Origin of the sequence: Idiomarina aminovorans (assembly GCF_023155095.1) — a bacterium.
Classification (GTDB): Bacteria; Pseudomonadota; Gammaproteobacteria; order Enterobacterales; family Alteromonadaceae; genus Idiomarina; species Idiomarina aminovorans.
Window position 1 is genome coordinate 1 of the sequence record NZ_JAKNDA010000025.1, and the last position, 323, is coordinate 323.

The following is a 323-nucleotide window of genomic DNA, read 5'->3' on the forward strand; positions in this document are numbered from 1 at the left end:
ATGCGAGTTGTTCTCCAACGCAGCCATCGCGTGAATTTGGTGGGTCTGGGCAGACTTGAACTGCCGACCTCACCCTTATCAGGGGTGCGCTCTAACCAGCTGAGCTACAGACCCAGTTTCTTCTCTTCTAATATCAAGCCAAACAATCTGTGTGAGCACTTACCCACACGGATGTGGGGTATACAAAAAATTCAGGACGCAATTTTTTGTGTACACAAAAGTTAAGCAATCGTTGTAAGGAGGTGATCCAGCCGCAGGTTCCCCTACGGCTACCTTGTTACGACTTCACCCCAGTCATGAACCACACCGTGGTGATCGTTCTC

At 49.5% G+C, this 323-nt stretch carries 1 tRNA gene and 1 rRNA gene; both read right to left on the reverse strand.

From position 1 onward, the window contains the following. Positions 1-37: 37 nt before the first annotated feature. Positions 38-114: transfer RNA gene (locus L8G48_RS13355), tRNA-Ile, on the reverse strand. Positions 115-235: 121 nt separating this feature from the next. Beyond that, positions 236-323 (reverse strand): 16S ribosomal RNA (locus tag L8G48_RS13360); the annotation flags it as partial.